The sequence below is a fragment of the Okeania sp. genome (assembly GCF_983059655.1).
Genome location: NZ_CEZPJD010000038.1, coordinates 1 through 23,029, shown reverse-complemented (window position 1 = coordinate 23,029; position 23,029 = coordinate 1). Strand labels below are relative to the sequence as shown.

Here is a 23,029-nt window from a genome sequence, read left to right as displayed (position 1 = left end):
GTACAGATACTTTTAAGAAAATCTTCAGCCCTAGTTCTACCCTCTGATAATAAATTGAAATAGGCAACACAACCATTGCGACGTACATATTCGGCAATGATTGTACTTTTACCTACTCCCGGGTCAGCTTCGATGATAAAATATCCTTTAGATTGGTTATGGATAAAATCTTCAATGGCATCAAAAACAAAACCTCTTCCGAGAAACCCTTCTGTTTTATCTGCTATTAAGGCAGCAAAGTCAGCAGGTATTGCCTGACATTGTTGCATCTGTTTACGCAGCAGTAATATTAACTGTTCTAAGTGACTATTAGCTCCACCAATACCAGAAATAATTTTGTCTATATCTTGACGGTAGTCACCAACAAATCGATCTACTCTTTTCTCTATTTTGTTCGTGACATCAACAAGACGACTGATATCTTCACCTGCTGTTGCTAGCATATCGTGTACTAAGGCTTGAAATACTGTGCTTTCTGTTCTCAGCTCGTGGCGAAATTGATGGACTGTAATAGACACTAATTTAGTTTCCACTAGCACAGATAATTCTTTCGGAGCGTGTTTGAGCCACTTATCTTTGCTTTGCAGTCTAGACATCACGACTTTCACTATTGCTTCTTCTTCTCTACCTTGAGGTAGATGAGTTATTCTTTGCTTGTGTGTTTGCACTAAATCTAGTATCGTTAGTGCATCTTTCTCCATTTCTGTTAGTCTGCCTTCAATTTCAGCTCGATCTTGCCTCCACTGAGGTAGTCCTTGAGATTCTTTACGAATTACCTGTAAAGCCTTACAATATGAAGTTACTAACGCTGTCTGTATTACTTGATTCTTTTCATCAGCTTTTTTTGCTGCCCATTTACTGACCCAATGCCATGTGACACTGGTTACTTGTTCAAGTCCTGCACCCGCGAAAAGGGTTAATATCTCTATGAGCATAATGTTAGTACCCTTGACTTATACCATATTTAGTGATATGTAATAATTTTAATAGCATAACTTAACCTCTATACTTACCACAATTTGATATTTTTGAAAATAGTTATCGTCACAATTATGGCTTTTTAGTCCAATTAAATTCTATTTTTTGATTCATCTATTGTTGCTGGGATCGAGCTATAGTTTGATTTTTTATTTTTTTACCTCCTAAAAAAATAGATATATTTACGATAATAAAAATTACAGGATGTTTCATCTCAGTGAGGTACATCTGTAGAGGGGCAAGATACCCGTACCTTATCGTTAATATTTGTACCTTATATACTACCTAATACCAAATTTTAAAAAGTTTCCTATATATCTTTTTCATGAGAAGATAGGAAGTAGTGAAATGGTAATCAAATATAGCATTACTATTCATAAATGGTATAATCTGCTATATTTTATCTAGATTCAATTTTTTGTAATTAGACATCTTCAGCTAATTAATTAACCTTTGATTTAATCCTTGGAGGGATATTTCATAGAACACTTATACATTAGTAAGCATTCAGCTGTCAGCACTTCAACTATTGTCTTTAGTTTGAGATAAAAGCTTTACTAATTGAGGTATAATTTATACTGACTACCAAAGTTAGCTGAAACAGTCTATATTTATATAAATTTCCTTATGAGAGCTGATGGCTGACAGCTAATAGCTGAATGCTTACCTACATTATTTTTCATTTCTATGTCTACTGTGGCTAATTTAGCTAGCGAAATAATTATTTTTTTTATGGTTATATGGTTTTTCTGAAGATGCGCGATCGCTCTCACCTGAATCCTTACAATTAGTAGCATTAAAAAAACATAAATTAGCTCTATTATACATAATTATTTAATTTTATGAGTTGTACAATGTTCAAGTGAATAATTAAAATATTACTTTCTAACTCTAATAGCTTAATACCTCATCTAAACATCTTCAGAGGAACAGGCATCAGACACACAATATTTATCCTTCTTCCTTATTTCTTCTGCTATAAGTGCCATATATGCCAATCAGTGCAACAATAGTATTGATTCAGAATTAATACTATTAGTAAGTTAATGGACATTATTGAATTTTTGCAATTGAGTGCAGGTGAATGGTTTTCCCAACGCACAATTCACAATTTAGTTTCCGGGGAGTTGCAAGCAGGCAAATCAGAAGTAAATGTTGAGATACTAGAAAAAACAAACCCTAAAGTCATCAAGTTGTGCGAACAACATCAGACCGATCCAAGTGTAGCTCAATTAGTCGGGATGCAGATTAACTGGAATGGTACTATCAACCGAGAGCAAGTTAAAGATTTAGGTACAAGAATGTTGATAATTCTTCCTAATTCTGATGACCCCCATCAAGGCAAATTATTGCAGGATAAAGGAGATGGTGAGAATACAAGTATCAGTGGTCGATACATTATGGGAAGTGATGATGTTTTAACATTGATTACTGAATCTGAAGATTTATACGCAGAAGAACGTTTCTGGTATCTGATTCCTAATTTACGGTTACGCACCAGTGTAGTTAAAAGACCATCAGGTTTTACTTTGGCTTCTTTTTGTTCAGAAATTCGTCGCGTGAAAAATTAAACTGCATCATATTAGTTGCTCGATCGCCAAAAAACGTCTGCACATAAGAATATTTTGTAGGGGTTAACAGCCATTAACCCCTGTTATATTTTGTGGTTATGCGTAATACCAAGGGTGATAAATGTTTGTTACAAATGGTAGAAGTAAGGAAGAGGGAAGAAGGGGTAAATATTGAAAAAAAGGGAAAAAAGATAGATATAGCTATCTCAAATGAACTGGAGCAGCTATTTTTAAGCATATCCGATTGATATCTACCTTTTTGTAGCATTCTTTTTTTTAATTGGTATAATATCATGTCTAGTTAAATACTTACACTTAGAAGGTAGGTAGAGGGCAGAAGGAAAGGAAGAGATCAAGGTAAAAGTTTTTTGATTATTAATTATCTTGACATGATATAAGTCTTATGTCTATTTAACTTGATCGGATTTGCTCTGATTCGATCGCGATGCTTGATTATTTTTCACAAATGCTTTTAGTTTAGTATAAAAATCAGTGTGTCTGACTCTAGAGTGAGTTGTTTGTACAGGGATTTGCTTTACCACGTCTTGAGCTGTATTTTTTGAGCTTGCTTTGAAGGGGTTTGAGGATGGATCGATTGATGTAGATGTAGAAGACTTAGGAAGTTTGGGCTCAGATAAACAAGAAGGTGTCTCTGGTGATAAAGACTGAGTATCTATCTGGGATGTTAAATTTGTGAGAATATTTTTAGTAACAATATTTTGAAATTCAGAATTGAAATGATAAACAGGTTGACCACGGCGTTCCCATAGTGTCAATATTTGCTCAACACAGACAGCTTTGTAACGTCCAAGATATAGTGCCTCAACCACTGCTAAGGGAAGCCACTCTATTTTATACTTATTGTGCCAACGAGTAATAAGTTGGTCAGAAGTCTCACCAGCGAGGTCAAAATCATACTTGTTTAATAGTGCCTCTGCTAAAGCAGATATTGATGACTGTTCTGTCATTGGCCTTTTATTTTTTACTAATAGATAATACCATTTTTCTGAATTAATAAGAGTGGAGAATGGGAAACAAATAGAGCAAAAGAAGTTATCAATTTACTGTCTCATCTAATGAGCAAGATAGATCGTTAGTATCATAATCATTTCCTAATCAGCGCAGGTTAACGAAGTCAGAAGTCAGAAGTCAGAAGTCAGAAGTTATTTTTATAACGGGGATTTAAGCCTTCTCCAAAAATATTTTGCCTTGAAAGGCAGGGTTTTAGACCCAATTATTTTGATAAATACAATGTTAGATTTTTGATTTATATGAAATAGATAAAATTCTCCTAATTCTTATAAGTACCTGTCTTGAATTTATACTTATTAGGTATTCAAGCAAACATAAGATTAATTGGGACTCCCGCTCAAAATGTTAAATTACTAAAGTATAATATCACAGATATTAAAAGTTAAAAACATTTTTTTCTTTCATTAATACTATTTAATTTTAAATATGTCATTTTATGGGTGCTTAATTAGCCTTTGAAAAGCTTTTTCTTATCTTTTCCCTGTTCCCTATTCTCTGTTCTTTAAAATTTTTCTTGTGGGTATTCAAAGATACATAATCTTAAAACTTGCGCTCAATTTTCAAAGATTGACCGGGAGAAAGTTTTTTAATCTCAGTTGTTAAATCATGCCAAGGCTGTAATTGATTAACTTGAAAAGTACGACTCATGACAACATAAATAGAAGTCTGGTCGGAACCAATAGCTGCGCTAATTATATCCCACCAAGATTTAGCAAAAAGTTCGTCTGTAATATGCCAAATTCCATCTTCATACTTAAAGCAGCGAGTGAAGTGGAAAGGTGCATCTTGCTTGCCAGTAATCAGAATTTTTTGTAATGTTTTTCTAATAAAGTTAGGGAAAAAACGCCCAAAAGTTAACATGACAAACCTGAGAATAATTAACTTAAGAGGTGACATTTGAGTTTGTTTGGCCCAACCCATATTACCAGAAATAACCAATTCATCTTGAGATATTTTTACATCATAATCACCACTTAAATGACTAACTGCATTTAAGATTTTATTTCCTTTTTTTACTTGGAGTGATATATTAGTATCAGAAATAACTAATTTTTGGTCGCGAAATAGCTTAAAAACACCACCTTTGTTCATACTTACATATAATTCTGTTCCTGGTCTGCGTTTGATCAAAATTTGAGCTTCTTTTAACCAGAGACTAGCAATATCGCGATTCACATCAACAGGTCTTTCTTGAATAAAATCTTGCCATGCTAATAAATAATTCCAGGTATGATGACCAATAATATGATCGTCAGCATAACAAGGAGCTAGACCATTCTTTATGCCTACTAAAAATTGGTCGTTAATAGACAAAGCAGCAGGCAACCATTTACCTATTAATTCAAATCCATGGGGAAAAAAGTTATAGGTATTGCGACTAGAATATTCTCCACCGAAGGAACCATCAGGATGAATAAATTGAGCAGCTAATTCTACTGCTGCAGTAATAGAATTTTTGAGTTTTTCACTGGGGTTTAATTCATAAATTCTGGCTAAACAAGATATAGTTAAAGTATGATAACCAGGGTCAAAACCAGAGTATTCTGTAAACCATCCTTCCTGGCTCTGCCAACTTAATAATCTTTCCAGACGCGCTGCTTTAGTTTCCTCCCATTTTGAGGTTTCTAATAGTTTACTCAACAATTCTAAGGACAATACAATTAATGCTTCATGGTTAGCTAAATTACCACTTTCATAATGATTGACTAACCAATCTGTTCGTTTTTCAAAAAAGCTGAGTACTTCATAGTTATTTAATCCCAATATTTGATAACTTTCAATACTAGCTAATAAAGAAAAAGCTGTTGCTCCACTAGCTCTTTCAAAAGGGAAATAATCGTCACAAGAACCATCAGGATGAGCAGTGTGGGCAGCATATAATATGCCTGCTTCTGCCCATCTATATATCATTTCTTGCAAATAAAATTGATTATCAGGAATATCTAAGCTATAGGCTAAAGCTAAAGGTAAGACGAACTCTTGAGCCATGCCACTAGGAAAGTCTATAATTTTGTAATGCCAAAAATTGCGGTCAAAACAACCGTAGGTAGGACTATGATAATTGCGGTCTAGCAAGGTCAAAATTTTAGGAATTTGAGCAAGTGCTTCTCTAGCAAATAAATCTCTCATCTGTTCTTTTTTGGTATCACTTATAGTATTTTGATCCGAGGATAAATTAGACTCTACCTTTAATAGATCGGTTTCATTGGTGATGGATGCCTGATAATCTTGCATAGCTATATTTTTACTACTTTATAATTTTGCTAGATATTATTGGTTTGAATAAAAATTAAATTTATCGGAATTTAAAATAATCTTTCATATATTCATCATCATTTTTACTATATATAACTAACCCAAAAAAATCTATATTGAGCAAATATTTTGGTTTTTTTTCTCTTACTTATTTTGATAATCTTGCTTTCGCATTCTTACTTGAATTTCTTCCATTATTCTGCGATTTGCTGCCATTAAATCTGCGATTAAACCTAATAGCCATAATTGAAAGCCAACTAAGATTAAAATTGTTGCTAAAATCAAAGTTGGAACCCTAGTTTTTTCATATCCACTAAAAAAGAAAAATAACCAACGGATAGCAGAAATTACTCCAAAACTAAATGGTACACTTCCTAACATTAGGAAAAAACGTAGGGGTTTGTAAAGCAAAAAAATTCTGAGGATAGTAAAGAGCGATCGCAATACATAAGCAGGGGTACTTCTTACCAGTCGGGAAGGTCGTAATACATTATTTGTTCTGATGGGAACTGATGTTATTGCCATACCTTTTTGCCCTGCTTGAATAATTGTTTCTAGGGTGTAAGTATAGGCATTAAAAACATTAAGTTGCATGGCAGCTTCTCTACTAAAAGCACGAAACCCACTAGGTGCATCAGGAATATTTGTATTGCTAGCTATTCTTACTACCCAACTGCCTAATTTTTGCAGTAATTTTTTACTACGAGAAAAGTGTTTAGTTTGCCAAATTGGTCTCTCCCCAACTACAATTTCTGCCTGACCCCAAATAATAGGTTGAATTAAGTAGGGTATATCATCGGCACAATATTGATTATCAGCATCAGTATTTACAATAATATCTGCTCCTGCTTTTAGACTAGCTTCTAGACCTGCCATAAATGCTTTTGCTAAACCTTGGTTAGTGGGGAAACTCACAATATGGTCTACCCCATATTCTTTAGCAACTTCAACTGTTCGATCTTGACTACCGTCGTTGACGATCAACCATTCGATCGTGTCTACTCCTGCTAACTTTCTGGGCAAAGCAGCAAGAGTTACCCCTAAAGACTCTTCTTCGTTATAACAAGGAATTTGAATAATTAATTTTGTCATTGGATAGGTATTTCTCCTAGGTGTCTCAAGAAATTTAAAAAAAAGCAGAGGATATTCAGGAGGTCTCCTTTCTGTTGCCTGCTTCGAGCAAAGCTGCTTTGAATAATTAATAATTAACAATTAATAATTAATAATTAATAATTACCTTTTCTTATAAAGAAGAGGATTGGCTAAAAGGATAACGACCGCTTTTTTCTCCATGAATGGAGAGCCTTTATACCTTAATTTTTCGGTAAAAAAGGTTTTTAAGGGCAACTGGCCATTAAATATAGTGATTTTGGAATAGATTATCATCACTTCGTCTCTAAAGTATGAAATACTGTATTAGTGGTAATAACTTTAATAATATTGGCCAAATTTATTATAGATTAGGCCACTTCCTCCACAAAACTCATAAACTATAGCAGAAGGAAAAATCTGGCGTTGTCTAATTTTTAAGGTTTTGATATGTCCTCACCAACTCTTTCTTTGCTATAAACCAAAAACTAATCAACCTTATCAAAATTATTAAAATTTTTCGGCTCCAAATTTCAAGTTTTACGGAAACAATTGGTTATCAAAGGAAGTATACATAATTGTATCTATCTGACTTTCGTGCGCAATGATTAATGACTATTCTGGCTGCTTTATTGACACCATCACTGATTTGGCAGTTACGTTTTTCAGTAATAGCAGCTAATCTAAGTTGTCTAATCTCAACAACTCCCTTGTTTTCATCTCCCGGTTAAAACATAGGAGCCTTATAATGTCGCTTTTCGGTAAAGTTAAGTAAGGTTAAATATTGAGATATAAAATTTTCCTAAAAATTTGGTTATTGTTCCTACCTGTTCCTTCTTTTGGAAGAGATGTCTAACATTTAATATTCTATTAAACACAGTTTAATCAAAAAATGATACATAAAAAATCCTGAGTTCTTAAATTTATCGGAAAATGAGTAAATAAAAATTTAGCTTTTTACTCTACAGCAAATCCTTATATTCTTGATTGTTTGTTGCGCGTTTCCTTCAAAGATATGTTTACAAATCAAATCAGAATGCTACAATAACGATTGATATTTCAATTAGTTATAGCAGAAGGAAGAACTAAGATAAGAAGAGAAAATCCGGGGTTATCTGAGTTTTAAACTTTTGATATTTCCACACCCTTTTCTCCCGCTGCTATAAAAGTTTTTCATTAGGGTAAGCATTTATTTCAAATAGAGAAAAAATATGTCTACTAGACCAAGATAATTGTGTCTATAAAAAAGCTCTGAGGAAAAAATCATGAATCAACAAAGTATCTCTAGTTATGTTGGTCTCGTTCAATCTTTATTGGTTTGCCCTAGTGGTAATGAAAATCAAATTTTGCAAGCTAATCAAAACTTGATAGACCATAAATTAGTTCAAGTAATGAAACAAATAGCAAAAACAAAGGAAAACATGGGCGATCTGAATGCTCAATGGTTGCAAAATTTGGCGACAATGTTAGAGACTAACTTGGAATATGCTTCCCAACCTGTATACCGGGAAATATATCGAAATTTCCTCATGCAAATTTTACAAGTAATCTCAGACAATGAAGGAAAACCTGAAGCGGTATATTCTTTACTAGAATATAATCAAGATAAACTGAATCAAAATTTCATAACAGTGCTACGAACTTGGCCTGGAGAAAATTTCCAAAAAATGGAGCCTCAATTAGCAGAAAATATTGCTCTAGATATTGTTAATTTGAGTAACCTAATTTTACAGTTTCCTTTTGGTAATCAAAGTAATAACGTAGAAATAGCAATTGCAGGTTATGAAAATGCTCTACAAGTTTTATCCCGTCAACAATTTCCGATAACTTGGGCAGCTATCCAAAATAATTTGGGTACTAGCTACCACAAACGCACTGTCGGAAACCCAAAAGAAAATATTGAATGGGCGATCGCTTGCTACTATCAAGCACTTCAATTTAGGACTTACTCTGCATTACCTGAGTCATGGGCAAGCACTCAGAATAATCTGGGTAATGCCTATCAACAACGTGGTATAGGGAAAAGAATAGAAAACTTAGAGAATGCGATCGATTGTTATCAGAAAGCTTTAAAAGTCAAAACTCTAGAAAAGCTACCTCAAGAATGGGCCAGTATCCAAAATAATCTGGGTAGTGCTTACCACGATCGGATCGCAGGAGAGCAACAGGAAAATATTGAACAGGCGATCGCTTGCTATAATTTAGCTCTCAAAGTACGTACTCGCCAACATTTTCCTACAGACTGGGCAACTACTCAAAATAATCTGGGAAATGTTTATCTTGATCGGATAACAGGAGATAGACAAGATAATCTTGAAGAGGCGATCGCTTGTTTTGTTAGAGCGCAAGAAGTATATACTAAAGAAAGTTATCCTCTCTACTGGGAAATGATTTTCAATAATTTAGGTATCGTTTATAATGAACAGAATTTGAGAAAGGTAGGTTGATCGACAATTAATAATGGCGTTGCTGATTCTGGGTATGATTTTGCCCCTCTAGCCCCCAAAATTGGGGGGAATAAAATTCTAAAAGTCCCTCTTTTTATGCCCCTCCTGTCCCCCTTAGAAAAGGGGAAGCCAGAGGATGCTTCGCTTTTGAAGGATGGGAAGCCAGAAGATGCTGCGCTTTTTGTTGAATGGGGGATGCGCGGGGGCTTGACTAGAAGCAAACAATTGCACAATTCAGCAACGTCTAATAATTAATAATTACCTCTCCTTGAAAAGAAGTAGACAGTAGTGGACTGACACACCTAAAATAGTGCATTAATTAGAGTTTGCTTATGGAAGTCTTTTTTAACAGGAGTAGCCAGAATCAAGAATTCAGAATCCAGGAGGAATGAGATTCCGAGAAGAAATAGCCAGAAGAATCTTCCCTTGATTTTCTCACCATATTTTGCCAAAAACCCTAGATTTTTGAACTGGAACTACCTAAAAGCTGATACTCCCTTAGTACCTGCAAAGTCTGAAACCTTTGCCATTAAATACTTTGATATTTAATCAGCAAGCCCTAATTAAAGAATTTTTGCGGAGGAGTAGCAGCTCGTACTAGAGATGATTTAGAAATAGCATTAATGGAAGCAATTGAGCAAGTGACTCTAACTGATATTAGAAATTGCTTCACTCATTGCTGTTACTGTACTTCACCATCTTCAAAAGTGCTGTAACTCAAATTACGCTAGAAGGAATTGAATAAAGTAAATAAAGCAGGAATTAGGAGATGGAATTAATTAGTGGTGGATTAATAGAGTAATAATCTATATTTATACACCCGAATAATAGCAATGATAAAGCTGATATTTATAACCGTCTATTAATGGAAATTCACCTTTATCAATCTGGCAGTTTTCTACTGTAGTATTAAAATCACTCGCAAAATTTACTAACCATAAATCAAAAGGATATTTTAGTCTATTGATAATTTTATAAAGTGAATCCACAGTATTTTCTATATCAGTTTTTTGCTCTACTAAAATAAATTTGACACCCTCTAAATGTTTTTCCTGACAAATACTTTCTTTTCTACATTTTTGCTGATTTTTTTTTCTCATATTCCAGGCTATTCCCATCAATTCTCCAGTTTCAACATGAGTATAATGAGCCGTAGCAATAACTATTGGTTTGTCAGATTTTTTTTCTATGAGAGAAACGAATAAATCTGGTCGATAATATTTTTGATAACCTAAATTTGAAACAACAGTTAATCCACTTAATAAAGCCATTAACAAAATTAACATTACTGCTTTTTTGCCAGTAGTTGTGCAAATAGAGAGATTAAAGAATTTACTTTTAACAAACTGCCGATTAAAAATTTGCGCGAGAATTGCTGCTACTAAAATAATTACTGCTGGAAAATAAACAAAACTGTAACGGGCACCTCTAGTTAGGTCAATACCGAAAATATAAGTAAAACCAAAAAATAATAATGTACTAGCTAATATGACTCCGGCAAAAGTAATGAGAGAAAGACTAATATCGGATTTTTTTAAACAATTAATAGTGCTACGAATAAATAGAGGAAATAGCCAGATAAAAAATAAAATCATCACCACAACAGAAATAATTGCTATGGGAAAAATCGGAGATTCTATCGGCAATAAAAATAACATAGTAATCCATGTAGCCAGGAATTGAAAAATCGGACTGAGCAAATTTTTTAAGTTACTATCGCTAATCGCAATCCATTTTGTTAATTCACTGCTATAACCATTTTTCCAAAAAGGTAGCCAAACTAAACCACCAGCTAAAGTTCCCAAAATTAGTATGTAGAAACTAGCAAGTGATTTGATGAGAGTATAGAAATTCAAGAATTTAGAATTAAGAATTAAGAATTTAGAATTACCTCTTCTTATAAATAAGAGGATTGGATCAAAGGATTTTTTTTCTTCTTCCTTCTTTATTCTTCCTTCTTCAACTTTTTCTTTTGAGTTTAATAGCCCGTCATCTACAGGGTATTTAAAATTGGTAGAAGTTTGAGTCCCCATCAACTTTTTCCTTCTTCCTCCTTCAACAAAAACTTTCCACAAAAATAGAGAGATTAAAACCATTGCTTCAGCACAGAGAGTCAAAGTAAAAAAATAGTGGGTGGCAATACCTAAACTATTAACTACTACCCAAATAAATGCTGTAAAAATTGACAAAGATTGACCTTGCTGAAAATGGCGAATACTAATAGTTAAACAACTAAAAGAAGCAATAACAAATAAAATAACTAAAGTATAATGACGAGCCTCTTGAGCAAGATAAATACCATAAGGAGAAACAGCCATTATTGCAGCAGCAAATTGCCCCACTAACCGAGAATGAAAAGCTAACCTAGCCAAACCATAAATAGCAGGAATAGAAACAACGCCAAATATCACACTCAAAGACCGCGCACCCCATAGAGAAACGAACTCCCCTTCTGTAGAAAAAAACTGCATCCACCAATGAGTCAAGATAAAATAGACAGGAGGGTGGTTACTATGAGTTAATAGGTTATCAACTACATTATTAATATCAGTATTGACATTAAACTGTAGGGGTTGGAGTAAAATTTCTGGAGCGATCGCTCGATCTAGCGGTACATCCTGGAAACTATTACCCAAACTAAAAACCAAAGTAGAAAATTCATCCGCCCAAGGTGGTTTACCATCTAAATTAGTCAGACGTAAACAAGTAGCGATCGCTATCCAAACTAGCAAAGGTAACCATTGACTGTGTAAACTCCTGCGCCAAAAGTTGACTATTTTCTGATTAATATCTCGATTAAACTTTCTCACTCTTACTTTTAACCTAATAAATATGACCGCTTTCAACTTGACAAACCAAAACCTAGAGACAATTTTAAATCGCGCTTTAGAAGGTTATGACCTATCTACAGCAGAAACGCTATTATTGTTATCCCCAACCTCTCAAGCAAATTTCGGAAAACTTGCCTTAACTCAACTTCCTACAGAAATAACCACTATCCAGAAAACAGCAGACAAACTCCGACAACAACAAGTAGGAGATACTGTTACTTACGTTATCAACCGGAATATAAATTTCACCAATATCTGCGAACAACATTGTAGTTTTTGTGCTTTTCGCCGAGATAAGGGAGATGAGGGTGCTTTTTGGTTAGATATTGGTCAAATTCTGGAAAAAGCTAATGATGCAGTGCAACGAGGGGCAACAGAAATTTGTATGCAGGGAGGATTAAATCTTCAAGCTAAAGTTGCAGGTAAATCTTTATCTTATTATCTGCAAATAGTAAAAGGTATTAAAGATGAGTTTCCTCAATTACATTTACACGCCTTTTCTCCCCAGGAGGTACAGTTTATTGCTAGAGAAGATGGCGTGAGTTATGAATATGTAATTGCTGCTTTGCGGGATGAGGGGGTCGGGTCGATGCCAGGTACTGCGGCGGAAGTTTTGGATGATGTAGTGAGAAGGGTTATTTGCCCGGAAAAAATTGATACAGCGACTTGGTTAGAAATAGTCAGCACAGCACATCGTTTGGGAATGCCAACCACAAGTACAATGTTGTGCGGTCATATTGAAACCCCTCAACAACAGATTTTACATTTAGAGAGATTACGATCGCTCCAACAAACTGCCATTGAGAAAAATTATCCTGCCAGAATAACAGAATTTATTTTATTACCATTTGTCGGGCAAGAAGCACCTGCACCTTTACGTCGGAGAGTGGGGCGCGACCAACCTATTTTGCTGAATGTTTTGTTATTAACAGCAGTGTCGAGAATATTTTTAGGAAATTGGATAATTAATCATCAACCAAGTTGGGTAAAAATTGGTTTGGATGGAGCAAAAGAAGCGTTGAAGTGGGGTTGTAATGATATTGGCGGTACGTTAATGGAGGAACATATTACAACAATGGCAGGTGCCGTTGGGGGTACTTGTATGGAAGTTGAAAATTTGCAAGAAGCTATTCGGAGTTTGGGGAGAAGCGATCGGCAGAGAGATACGCTTTATCAACCAACTCAAAAGTCAAAATTTAAAAGTCAAAAGTTAGAAGTTAGAAGTTTTAAGTATTTGTAGGTTGGGTTGAAGTTATGAAACCCAACAAAGAAAGTAACAGTTATACATAGATTTGTTGGGTTGCGCTATCGCTTAACCCAACCTACAACTACAACATATTATACATTTTCTGGCCAGCAATGCCTAAAAAAACAACTAGATTTTTGTTAAAATCAGACAACATAATAAGTGGTATTGGCAAAACGACTCTTTCTCTACAATTAATCCAAGAAATAAATGGGTTTGGAGACCAAACCCCTACGTTTAATTACATCATTTATCGCACCCTCCGCTTTTCTCCCACCCTCACCACAACTCTCACTAACCTTCTGCAAATTTTCGCACCAGAAACAGAAACTTCAGACAATATAGAAACCCTATTATCAGAACTACAAAAATACCTGAAAAAATATCGTTGCTGCATCATATTTGATGACGTGCAAAAATTATTTGCTCCTGGAAAACTTGCAGGTCAATACAAATCTGGTTATGAAGATTATCGGGATTTTTTTCAACTACTTGTCACAGTTTCCCATCAGAGTTGTTTACTATTAATAAGTAGAGAAAAAATCCCAGAAATTACCAAATTAGAAACAGAAAATTATCCAGTACGAACCTTAATTTTAGGAAGTTTAGGAGCTGCTGCAAATGAAATATGCCAAAAATGCCAATTAGTAGATCGAGAATCCTGGGAAAAATTGATTAATAATTATCAAGGAAATCCCCGATGGTTAGATATAGTAGCAACAACAATTCAAGAATTATTTAGCGGTCAAGTAGCAGAATTTATGGAATATGAAACTCTAATTTTACCAGAAGCATTACAAGCAGAATTAGAACAACAATTGCAGCATTTATCTTCTGTAGAAATTAGAGCTGTGGAGCAAATTGCCAATCAAAGCAAACCAATTTCAATAGGAGAAATAATTAGAAAATCAGAACTATCTATTCAGGAATCTGTAAACGTAATTCAATCCCTAAAAAAACGGTTATTATTAGATGGGCAGTTAGAGAATAATTTGACAGTATTTACTCTTAATCCTATTTGGAAAGAATATTTAAAAAATAAACTCGAAAAATCAGAAAATATCAACGAATTGTAGGGGCGGAATAGCCCCGTACTGGTTTACCAAATTTGTATTATAACTCATCTATTGAAATAGAATCCTGTGCAGTATGTCTGATTCTTAATACTTGTACAACCTGCCCTGTAACTACAAACAAAATCCGGTGTTTCTTGTAAATCAATTGCCTAATTTCTCTACCAATATCAGCACTCTCAGGAGCAACAGGACATCTGTTTGGGAAAGTTTCTAGAGACAAAATTACATCTACCAAACCGTTATACCATTCCGAGGCTTTTTGAAGATTTTGTTGTTGAATCCACAAAAAGACATTTTCTGCATCAGATAAAGCAGATGGAGAAATTTCAACCTGAAATATCATGTTTTTTTCTTAACTCTGTTAATGCAACACGGGCAGGTTTTCCATAACCTTGTTCAAATTCTGTTATTCCTTGGCGAATTGCCACAACTGATTCAGCATAATCTAATCTTTCCAGTAATTTTTGATAGGCAATTGCATCTTGAATAACTATCTCTGCTTTGCCATTAACTGTCAAGACTATGGGTTTTTGTGTTTCTTTAATTTGCTGTACGAAATACTTAGGGTTATGCTGGAAATCTGTGAGTGAATGGTTGGTCATATCATTTTTTAAATTAAACATTAACTAGCTACCTCACCAATTACCATCATTGTGAGGGAGGTCGAGAAAGCAATTATTTTAGTTTACTCAATTATTACTTCCTTGGGTAATTTTCGCAATTACAATATCATAATTATATACTAACAGCAGATAATGACTGACAATAAAGTTTCCTCAAAAAGTATGACTCAAACTCTTCCAGCAAAAGACGTAAACATCCGCTATCTTATCGATAACTTCGGACTTCAAAAAAACCAAGACGAGGAATTTTTCCGGGAATGGCAAGATAATTTACCAGAACTTACTGACTTAGAAAAACAACTTTTAGACCAAGTAAAAGCTGGATTTATTAACCTAACAGATTATCCGCCAGTGCTAGAAAATATCGTGAGGATGGCAGTAGTTGACCCAATTTTATTTATTGGTGGATTTTTTCTTTATCCATTGTATATTCGTGCCGAACTTGCAATCAATTTAGCAGTCGAAGATGAGGATATTATTATTAAAGGTAAGATTGATACTTTGGTGTTAAAAGACCAATTCTGGGCAATGGTAATTGAGTCTAAAAAAGCTGAATTTTCTACTGAAGCTGGGCGGGGTCAAATTCTGGCTTATATGTTAGCAAATCCTCATCCAAGTCGCCCTAATTATGGGATGATTTCTACAGGTGGCGGTTTTATATTTGTTAAATTAGTTAATGGAGAACCACCACAATATGCTCTTTCAAAAATGTTTATTACTATTAATCCTGGTAATGAACTTTATGATGTACTTCGCATTCTCAAACACTTAACTCAAATTGCGTTAGAAGGAATTGATTGAAAAAGGCACAACGCAGAAAGGAAAATTGCTCATTATTGAAGTCAGAAGTTTGAAGTTTGAAGAAAGACTTTTGCAAGAGATATAAAAAAGAAAACGGGAAAGGTGAATATCATCTCAATTCATCGATCCCGTTTTAGGCAAATTAATATAAGACTTTAGTACAGGGTGGCGAAGCAGATACCATAAACCATACAGTTTTCTGCCTTCTAGTACCAAATAGGCAGACAAAATTACATCATACCCATGCCAGGCATACCCATGCCGCCCATGCCGCCCATACCGCCCATGCCGCCCATACCGCCCATGCCACCATCCATATCTGGCATCGCAGCTTTCTTCTCAGGTTTCTCAACAACCACAGCTTCAGTAGTTAATACCATACCAGCGATGGAACCTGCATTTTGCAACGCAGAACGTACTACCATTGCAGGGTCAAGAATACCAGCAGCAATCATATCTTCATATTCACCAGTTATGGCATTAAAACCAACACTGAAATCAGTAGAGCGAACTTTCTCTACAACTACTGAACCTTCTTCACCAGAATTATCAGCAATCTGACGTAAAGGTCCTTCTAAAGCACGTTTAACAATATCAGCACCAATCTGCTCTTCCTCACTTAAACTACCTTTCAACTCATCAACCTTAGTAGCCAAATCAATTAAAGTAGTACCGCCACCAGGCACAATACCTTCTTCTACAGCAGCTTTAGTAGCATTCAAAGCATCTTCTATTCTTAACTTGCGGTCTTTAAGTTCAGTTTCTGTTGCTGCACCAACTTTAATAACTGCTACTCCACCAGCTAACTTAGCGATGCGCTCCTGCAATTTTTCTTTGTCATAATCAGAGTCACTCTCTGCAAGTTGTCCGCGAATTTGAGCAATACGCTTTTTCACTTCCTCTGCTGTATCTCCAGCAGCAACAATAGTGGTGTTGTCTTTGTTAATAGTGATTTTCCGACCAACTCCCATCATCTCTAAATCTGCCATCTCTAGATTCAGACCTATTTCTTCAGAAATTAGTTGACCACCTGTGAGAATAGCAATATCTTGGAGCATAGCTTTACGGCGATCGCCAAAACCAGGAGCTTTCACAGCAGCAACATTCAGTACACCCCGTGCTTTATTCACCACCAAAGTAGCTAAAGCTTCCCCTTCAATATCCTCAGCAATAATTAAAAGAGATTGACCCGCACGAGCAACTTTTTCTAATACAGGTACCAAATCTTGAATAGAGGAAATTTTCTTATCAGTAATCAGAATGCGAGCATTTTCAAACTCAACTACTAACCGTTCCTGGTCAGTAATAAAGTAGGGAGAAAGATAACCACGGTCGATTTGCATCCCTTCAACAACTTCTAAATCTGTAGAGAGAGACTTAGATTCTTCAACGGTAATTACGCCATCTTTAGTAACTTTATCCATTGCCTCAGCAATCATTTGCCCTACTTCTGCATCGCCACCAGCAGAAACCGTAGCTACTTGAGCGATCGCTCCTCCCTCTACTGGTTTAGCAACTGCTTCTATTTCTTTGACTAGCTGATTAATAGTTTTTTCAATCCCTTTACGCACCGCTACTGGGTTTGCACCAGCAGTTATGTTTTTGAGACCTTCTCTAATCATAGATTGAGCTAAAACTGTAGCGGTAGTTGTGCCATCTCCAGCAATATCTTTTGTTTTGGATGCCACTTCCTGAATAAGTCTAGCACCTGTATTTTCGAGAGGGTCTTCTAGTTCGATATCCTTGGCTACGGTAATCCCATCATTCACGATGTGTGGTGCGCCAAATTTTTTCTCTAATAATACATTTCTACCCTTTGGACCCATAGTGATTCGGACTGCATCAGCTAGGGAATTTATTCCTCGCTCTAGAGCGCGTCTGGATTTATCATTAAATTCTACAATCTTGGCCATATACTTTCTCCTATTACTTCCAAATAAAAATTTAGCACTCGGCGAGGTAGAGTGCTAGTTCGTGGAAACCGTACATTTATCAAGTCAAAAGTCAAAAGTCAAAAGTTAAAAATTAAAAGTTAAAAATTAAAAGTTAAAAATTAAAAGTTAAAACACACAATCAAGTCAAAAGTTAAAAGTCAAAAGTTAAAACACACATTGGAAAGAGCTGCAAAAATTTTTTATTATAGGCTAATTATGGCTGAAAAATCAAGGGATAATTTTTTCGACTACCTCTATAGTTCCTACTTCTGTTGTACGTCGCAAATCCGGCGACTCCCCTATCTGACTCCTGATTCCTGAAAAATATCATAGTTATTTGTAGCCAAAATTTATTAAATTGGTATTAGGTGGTCGCTTTTCATTCAAATGAATATTAAATGAAGTAGTGGCGTAACACACCCAAAATGTTGCAATAGTAGGGGCGGGTTCCGCGTTAAATTAAATAATCTTAACCAATTAGATTAACCCACCCCCTATCTTATGTAGTCGTAATCAAAACTTTGTTAAACCACAGTGAGTATTATGGAAAATTTACAGAAAAAGCAGGTTGAAAAGGTACTAGAATACATTAATAACTATTGGCATAGCTTACAGCGTGAAGCTAAGAAACAAGAAAAAAAAGGTGGTACTTTACTTGATTTACCTTATCCATATTTAGTTCCTAGTCATCAAGGAATGTTTCAAGAAATGTACTATTGGGATTCTTATTTTATAGCACTCGGATTAATCAGAACAGAGTATGAAGAATACATTATTTATATGACAAAAAATCTGGCTGTTCTGTTCGAGCGTTTTGAAATTATTCCTAATGGTAGTAGATATTATTTTACTTCTCGTAGTCAACCACCTTTCTTGACACAATTGATGTGGCTTGCTTACGACGTAATGATATCTCAAAAGCGGGATGATGAGGCAAAAAAATTTTTAGCCGAGATGACTGAAATAGCAGAAAAAGAACACATTAATGTCTGGATGGCAACAACAAAAGATAATAACCGCTTAGTTTTTTTTCCTGACAAAAACACACCATCAATAGGATTATCCCGCTATTTTGATGTAAATTATTTACACGAATTGGCTTGTTGTGAAAGTGGTTGGGATCATTCTACAAGATGTGACGATCTTTGGTTAGACCACATACCTGTAGACTTAAATTCTATTCTTTATATTAGAGAACTTGATATTGCTAAAGCTAAAAAAATTCTTGGACAAAATGATTCTGTAGCCGAGTGGGAAGAGAAGGCAAAAAAGCGAAAAGAATTCATCAATCAGTATTTATGGGATGGCGATCGCCAGTTTTTCTTTGATTATAATTACCAGAAAAAAAGACGCAATCCACATTTATCATTAGCTGGCTTTTTTCCCCTATGGGCAGGACTAATGGAAAAAGACCAAGCTGAGAAAATGGTCCGAAAGTGGCTACCTGTGTTTGAACATCAGGGTGGCCTTGTTACTTCTTTGCAAGAGGTATCAGGAAGGCAGTGGGCTTTTCCTAATGGTTGGGCACCCCTTCAGTGGATAGTAGTTGAGGGATTAGAGAAATATGGATATTACGATGACGCAATGCGAATTCGGCAAAAATGGTGTCAAAATTGCTTCACTGTTTATGACCAGGGTATTTCTATCACGAATCAAGATGGAACAGAAACTAAGGAACACAGCCTCTGGGAAAAATATAATGTTGTAAATATAGGGGAAATTGCTGGAGATGGCTGTTATGGTCCATCTGTTAATGGCTTTGGTTGGACTAATGCTATTTTTAAAGTCTTTGCAGAACATCTAAAGTTCGACAATATTTAGATTTTTTAGTGTTGTTGAATGTTGAATATTTTATACCAAAGCAAGAAGGCAGAATAATTTTGGGAATTTGAAACACATAATTCACGATTGCCGAATTTTGATATAACATTAAGTCCGATTGTATAGTTTGTGTAAACCCAAGGGTGAATATTTACAGGAAACTTAAGTTTTTTTCTTACTCTTAAATCTTCATATTTTTCCCCTCTTCCTTCTTCCTTCTTTACCCAATAATTAATAATTAATAATTAAATAACTCTGGTTTAAAGCCTCCCCTTTTAAGGAAAAAAAGAAAATATTTCTTATATTCAATCCTCTCGGTTTTAATCTTTTTGTAATTATCAATTATCCATTATCCATTATCAATTATCAATTATCCATTATCCATTAATGAATCTTCCTTCTTCTTGATTAACTTGTTTTTTGTCTTGCTGCAAACATTCTTTCAAAGCTCATCGCAGCAACACCAATAATTACCAAAACTATGCCAAAAACCTGTCTTACTCCTAATACTTCTCCAATAACCAAAAGAGCAAATAAAGCAGTTAAAGCCGGACCAGAAGTACCAATTATAGATGCTCTTGCAGCTCCAGCAAATCTAATAGCAAAACTATTTAATACATAACTAGAAAGTGTTAAAATTCCCAGAATAATACCACCAACAATTAAACTAGACCACACATTCACACTAGAGTCGATATTAATATTAACTGACCATTCTGTAGGTAAAGGCATCATCAAACCTAAAGCAGAAAATACAAAAATTCCGGCAAAATTCACTAAACTAAAAGGAATCGGATGAAGTTTTCCTGCAGACATTTGTGTAAGGATAACATACCCAGAAAAAGTAATCCCAGCACCCACAGCAGCCACAATTCCTTGTTGATAATCACCCTCTCCACTAGGAAGCACTAAAAACCCTCCTATAACAATAAGAATCATAGCAAAAACTCTTACCATAGAAGGGCGATCGCCAAATAATCCCCAAGATACTAAAACAGTAATAATTGGATAAATAAAGAAAATTGTAATAGCAATAGCAGTAGATATATTACCTATAGAAATATATATCAATACCTGAGATAAGAACAAAAAGAAAGCACTACCAATAACCTTCCACCATAAAGAAAAATCTTTTGATTTGATCAGTCGCTCAATATCGCTCCAAACTGCAGGATAAAGAAATGTTGCAATTATAGGCATCAACAACATAACTACAATAAGTCGTAGTAATAAAATTAATAAAGAATTACCCACATTAGGAGCGATCGCTCCTTCTACTGGAAATAAGCCTAAAATTGTACTGGGTTGTGGAGATGTATTGAGAATAACTTTAATAAAAACATTAAATAAAGATAACAATGCTGCGGAAAGTAAAGCCAAAATCAAACCTACCTGAACTTGAGAAGCAGATTTTTTAAGTTTGCCAGTAGAATCAGTTTTGGACTTAGGGGATACTTCTGGAGACTCCGCAGGAGATGTCGTCAACATTGATTTTCCTGAAGAAGCAGTATTTACTGAATTCTGAGACTCAGACCGAGGAGTTTCATAACTTCCAGATGAAACTGTACTATTATTTTCCAGTTGTACCTGAAGACGACTGACCAAAGTTTCTAGAATGACCTCACCTTGCTGCTCCATACTACGCATACTATTTAACTGTACAGAAAGGTCACTTTGGTAACTATCCAACTCTTGCTTTAATGCCTCAAATGTGTCACTCAGAACACCAGATACAGAATCTCCAAATTCATTATCAGTCCCATAATAGTTATTTGAAGGATTAGTCATTGGTAACTCTCCCCCAGGAATACCAGCTTGTTGTAGTCCCGGATCGACACTCTCCGTTAAATCTCTAATTTTTTGGCCTAACTGTTTTTGTAAGTTATTAGCCAAAACCTGGGCTAATTGTTTAAGCCATAATTGTTGCTGGGCTATTTGTCGCTGAGATAGAGATTCGAGTTGTTTAGATTGCAACTGTTCGTATTGCTTTCGTAATTTACTTACATCTTCACTAAGTTGTTCTTTCTCGATTCTCAGTTTGTCTATATCTTGGCTTAACTGATTTGTCAGATTTTGACGAAAACTATCTAAGTCTTGAATTACTAATTTCAGGACTTCTTCTGGTGATTTGGGAGTTTCGGCTCCATGATTTGGGGGTTGAGTATTCATCATAAAAAATCGGTAAGTTGGAAACCACCGTCTTTTAAGCGGTGGATGGAAACGACGGGAGCGAGTTTTAATCCGTCGTCAAACTTGGTACTGATAGCCGTCGCACTTGTAAATAGCTGTACAATATCTATAACTAATGCCTTGCACTACTAGGGCATCCCAAGATAGGAACTTTAACGCTTACCGATAACGTAGACCATGGAGGTCTTAGGCTGGTCAGTTGTTGGCCTTTCTTCTTGGAGCGTAGCAACAAGATTGTGCAAGCCCTTGGACTTTAGTCCTGGGGTTCCTGACTGTCCATATAGATATTTTAGTCGTTGGGTTTATCCTAACGGATAAGCTGGCGCTAACGTTCCTCAACCTAACCTATGACTATTGCAACATTATTTTTGCTGTATCAGTCTACTACATTATCTAAGATTGTTATGCGTAGGTCCTGACTTAAATACTAACTAGGATGTCCAAAACATAATCATCAAACTAGCAAAAGTAATATTTGATCGATAATGCTTAATATTTGATTATTTTGTTAGTGCTTGCGTTGCTCGTAACCATTGATATATACTTATAGATTGTGAGTTTTAAAGAATATTATGACAGCCCAAGAAATCATTCGCTCAATTGAAACTGAGGAAATAGAAAACCTCAAACAAGGCTCGAAAAAGAAATTGCCTCAAATCTATGTAGGTGACACTGTCAAAGTAGGGGTCAAAATTATAGAAGGAGGAAAAGAAAGAGTCCAGCCCTATGAAGGTACTGTAATTTCCATGCGGAATGGAGGCATCAATGAAACTATTACAGTTCGTCGTGTTTTCCAAGGTGTCGGGGTAGAAAGGGTATTTTTACTTCATTCTCCTAGGATTGCCAGTATAAAATTAATCCGTCGAGGTAAAGTGCGTAGAGCAAAACTCTACTACTTGAGAAAACGTATTGGTAAGGCCACCCGTGTTAAGCAAAGATTCGATCGTCCTTTATAGTTTCCAAGATGGTTTAACAAATTATTTGAAACTTGATGAACAGTTATGTTATACTAAACTAATAAGAGGTCATTAAGGTTTAACCCAAGACCTCAACTATGCGCTCTTAGTTCAGTTGGTAGAACGCAGGTCTCCAAAACCTGATGTCGGGGGTTCGAGTCCTCCAGGGCGCGCTTAA

At 35.3% G+C, this 23,029-nt stretch carries 15 protein-coding genes, 1 tRNA gene and 1 pseudogene; 8 read left to right on the top strand and 9 right to left on the bottom strand.

What is annotated here, in order from left to right; genetic code table 11:
* Window positions 1-935 (bottom strand): annotated as a pseudogene (locus tag AC3DU7_RS04430) (hypothetical protein); the annotation flags it as partial.
* A 1,089-nt stretch (window positions 936-2,024) separates the two neighbouring features.
* Between AC3DU7_RS04430 and AC3DU7_RS04425 the strand changes: the two are divergent.
* The gene (locus AC3DU7_RS04425) at window positions 2,025-2,549 is read left to right on the top strand and encodes a phycobiliprotein lyase (RefSeq protein ID WP_488038146.1); all 525 of its coding nucleotides are present in this window, start codon (window positions 2,025-2,027) and stop codon (window positions 2,547-2,549) included.
* Window positions 2,550-2,956: 407 nt separating this feature from the next.
* Here AC3DU7_RS04425 and AC3DU7_RS04420 read toward each other — a convergent pair whose 3' ends face one another.
* The 3 genes from AC3DU7_RS04420 to AC3DU7_RS04410 form a co-directional block, all read right to left on the bottom strand.
* Window positions 2,957-3,517, bottom strand: coding sequence for a hypothetical protein (locus AC3DU7_RS04420; RefSeq protein WP_488038145.1), 561 nt, complete (start codon window positions 3,515-3,517; stop codon window positions 2,957-2,959).
* 604 nt (window positions 3,518-4,121) lie between these two features.
* Entirely contained in the window at window positions 4,122-5,711 is a 1,590-nt protein-coding gene (locus AC3DU7_RS04415; RefSeq protein ID WP_488038147.1) for a hypothetical protein, read from the bottom strand.
* A 270-nt stretch (window positions 5,712-5,981) separates the two neighbouring features.
* The gene (locus AC3DU7_RS04410) at window positions 5,982-6,929 is read right to left on the bottom strand and encodes a glycosyltransferase family 2 protein (protein ID WP_488038144.1); all 948 of its coding nucleotides are present in this window, start codon (window positions 6,927-6,929) and stop codon (window positions 5,982-5,984) included.
* 1,262 nt (window positions 6,930-8,191) lie between these two features.
* On the opposite strand from AC3DU7_RS04410, the gene AC3DU7_RS04405 reads away from it, so the two are divergent.
* Complete coding sequence (locus AC3DU7_RS04405) at window positions 8,192-9,373, top strand: tetratricopeptide repeat protein (RefSeq protein ID WP_488038143.1); 1,182 nt, start codon at window positions 8,192-8,194, stop codon at window positions 9,371-9,373.
* A gap of 812 nt (window positions 9,374-10,185) precedes the next feature.
* Here AC3DU7_RS04405 and AC3DU7_RS04400 read toward each other — a convergent pair.
* Window positions 10,186-12,183, bottom strand: a complete 1,998-nt coding sequence (locus AC3DU7_RS04400) for a glycosyltransferase family 39 protein (protein ID WP_488038142.1) — start codon at window positions 12,181-12,183, stop codon at window positions 10,186-10,188.
* Between the two features lie 22 nt (window positions 12,184-12,205).
* Here AC3DU7_RS04400 and cofH point away from each other — a divergent pair, with 22 nt between their 5' ends.
* Together cofH and AC3DU7_RS04390 are read left to right on the top strand one after the other, a co-directional pair.
* Window positions 12,206-13,444, top strand: a complete 1,239-nt coding sequence (cofH, locus tag AC3DU7_RS04395) for a 7,8-didemethyl-8-hydroxy-5-deazariboflavin synthase subunit CofH (protein WP_488038141.1) — start codon at window positions 12,206-12,208, stop codon at window positions 13,442-13,444.
* Window positions 13,445-13,563: 119 nt separating this feature from the next.
* Window positions 13,564-14,526, top strand: a complete 963-nt coding sequence (locus AC3DU7_RS04390; RefSeq protein WP_488038140.1) for an AAA family ATPase — start codon at window positions 13,564-13,566, stop codon at window positions 14,524-14,526.
* Between the two features lie 37 nt (window positions 14,527-14,563).
* Here AC3DU7_RS04390 and AC3DU7_RS04385 read toward each other — a convergent pair whose 3' ends face one another.
* Window positions 14,564-14,869 carry a type II toxin-antitoxin system RelE/ParE family toxin gene (locus tag AC3DU7_RS04385; protein ID WP_488038139.1) on the bottom strand — a complete coding sequence of 102 codons (306 nt, stop codon included), beginning with the start codon at window positions 14,867-14,869 and terminating at the stop codon, window positions 14,564-14,566.
* Entirely contained in the window at window positions 14,853-15,128 is a 276-nt protein-coding gene (locus tag AC3DU7_RS04380) for a type II toxin-antitoxin system Phd/YefM family antitoxin (RefSeq protein WP_488038138.1), read from the bottom strand. Before AC3DU7_RS04380 ends, AC3DU7_RS04385 begins: the two co-directional genes overlap by 17 nt.
* Window positions 15,129-15,311: 183 nt before the next feature.
* Between AC3DU7_RS04380 and AC3DU7_RS04375 the strand changes: the two genes are divergently transcribed.
* On the top strand, window positions 15,312-15,950 hold the full coding sequence (locus tag AC3DU7_RS04375; RefSeq protein ID WP_488038137.1) for a restriction endonuclease subunit R: 639 nt from the start codon (window positions 15,312-15,314) through the stop codon (window positions 15,948-15,950).
* Between the two features lie 230 nt (window positions 15,951-16,180).
* Here the strand turns inward: AC3DU7_RS04375 and groL are convergent, their stop codons facing one another.
* Window positions 16,181-17,863, bottom strand: a complete 1,683-nt coding sequence (gene groL, locus AC3DU7_RS04370; RefSeq protein WP_488038136.1) for a chaperonin GroEL — start codon at window positions 17,861-17,863, stop codon at window positions 16,181-16,183.
* Window positions 17,864-18,427: 564 nt separating this feature from the next.
* On the opposite strand from groL, the gene AC3DU7_RS04365 reads away from it, so the two are divergent.
* Window positions 18,428-19,705, top strand: coding sequence for a trehalase family glycosidase (locus AC3DU7_RS04365; RefSeq protein WP_488038135.1), 1,278 nt, complete (start codon window positions 18,428-18,430; stop codon window positions 19,703-19,705).
* Between the two features lie 408 nt (window positions 19,706-20,113).
* Here the strand turns inward: AC3DU7_RS04365 and AC3DU7_RS04360 are convergent, their stop codons facing one another.
* Window positions 20,114-21,877: a DMT family transporter gene (locus tag AC3DU7_RS04360; protein WP_488038134.1), complete on the bottom strand. Its 1,764-nt coding sequence runs from the start codon at window positions 21,875-21,877 to the stop codon at window positions 20,114-20,116.
* Window positions 21,878-22,467: 590 nt separating this feature from the next.
* Here AC3DU7_RS04360 and rplS point away from each other — a divergent pair.
* Window positions 22,468-22,851 carry a 50S ribosomal protein L19 gene (gene rplS, locus AC3DU7_RS04355; protein WP_293073927.1) on the top strand — a complete coding sequence of 128 codons (384 nt, stop codon included), beginning with the start codon at window positions 22,468-22,470 and terminating at the stop codon, window positions 22,849-22,851.
* A gap of 100 nt (window positions 22,852-22,951) precedes the next feature.
* A tRNA-Trp gene (locus AC3DU7_RS04350) sits at window positions 22,952-23,024 on the top strand.
* Window positions 23,025-23,029: the final 5 nt, after the last annotated feature.

What these genes read in the sequence shown, in the direction of transcription:
- AC3DU7_RS04390 (WP_488038140.1), top strand. Translation starts at nt 13,564, where the DNA reads ATGCCTAAAAAAACAACTAGATTTTTGTTAAAATCAGACAACATAATA.
- AC3DU7_RS04380 (WP_488038138.1), bottom strand. Translation starts at nt 15,128, where the DNA reads ATGACCAACCATTCACTCACAGATTTCCAGCATAACCCTAAGTATTTC.
- cofH (WP_488038141.1), top strand. Translation starts at nt 12,206, where the DNA reads ATGACCGCTTTCAACTTGACAAACCAAAACCTAGAGACAATTTTAAAT.
- AC3DU7_RS04385 (WP_488038139.1), bottom strand. Translation starts at nt 14,869, where the DNA reads ATGATATTTCAGGTTGAAATTTCTCCATCTGCTTTATCTGATGCAGAA.
- AC3DU7_RS04360 (WP_488038134.1), bottom strand. Translation starts at nt 21,877, where the DNA reads ATGATGAATACTCAACCCCCAAATCATGGAGCCGAAACTCCCAAATCA.
- AC3DU7_RS04415 (WP_488038147.1), bottom strand. Translation starts at nt 5,711, where the DNA reads ATGAGAGATTTATTTGCTAGAGAAGCACTTGCTCAAATTCCTAAAATT.
- AC3DU7_RS04375 (WP_488038137.1), top strand. Translation starts at nt 15,312, where the DNA reads ATGACTCAAACTCTTCCAGCAAAAGACGTAAACATCCGCTATCTTATC.
- AC3DU7_RS04405 (WP_488038143.1), top strand. Translation starts at nt 8,192, where the DNA reads ATGAATCAACAAAGTATCTCTAGTTATGTTGGTCTCGTTCAATCTTTA.
- groL (WP_488038136.1), bottom strand. Translation starts at nt 17,863, where the DNA reads ATGGCCAAGATTGTAGAATTTAATGATAAATCCAGACGCGCTCTAGAG.
- AC3DU7_RS04365 (WP_488038135.1), top strand. Translation starts at nt 18,428, where the DNA reads ATGGAAAATTTACAGAAAAAGCAGGTTGAAAAGGTACTAGAATACATT.
- rplS (WP_293073927.1), top strand. Translation starts at nt 22,468, where the DNA reads ATGACAGCCCAAGAAATCATTCGCTCAATTGAAACTGAGGAAATAGAA.
- AC3DU7_RS04425 (WP_488038146.1), top strand. Translation starts at nt 2,025, where the DNA reads ATGGACATTATTGAATTTTTGCAATTGAGTGCAGGTGAATGGTTTTCC.
- AC3DU7_RS04410 (WP_488038144.1), bottom strand. Translation starts at nt 6,929, where the DNA reads ATGACAAAATTAATTATTCAAATTCCTTGTTATAACGAAGAAGAGTCT.
- AC3DU7_RS04420 (WP_488038145.1), bottom strand. Translation starts at nt 3,517, where the DNA reads ATGACAGAACAGTCATCAATATCTGCTTTAGCAGAGGCACTATTAAAC.